The organism is Bacillus sp. SIMBA_008 (assembly GCF_046535495.1).
Taxonomy (GTDB): domain Bacteria; phylum Bacillota; class Bacilli; order Bacillales; family Bacillaceae; genus Bacillus; species Bacillus subtilis.
The window spans coordinates 1-264 of sequence record NZ_JAWRWL010000622.1 but is presented as its reverse complement, the minus strand read 5'-3'; the positions used below and the strand labels follow the sequence as shown (position 1 = coordinate 264).

The 264-nt window shown below is 33.0% G+C and carries 1 pseudogene; it reads left to right on the top strand.

The annotated features are described in order from the left end of the window. A pseudogene (locus SB658_RS24690) lies at positions 1-264 on the top strand (SgrR family transcriptional regulator); the annotation flags it as partial.

Below are 264 nucleotides of genomic sequence, written 5' to 3'. Positions count from 1 at the left end.
AGTACGATACAAAAGGCTGATATGATGCATGATAGTGCAACAATTAGCGAACGAATAGAAGATAGTCTGCTATATATGTTTCTTACAAAAAATAGTTTTATTCATGGGCAAAGCAGCATGGACTTTCATAAAAAGTTCTCCCCTTATTTTAAAGAAGAAGATTTAGAGAATAGAGTTACATTGTTACGCGATATTGAGGACACTTTGTTGCGTCACATTCATATTATTCCTTTATATCGTAACAAACAACAAGTAACTTCTCAC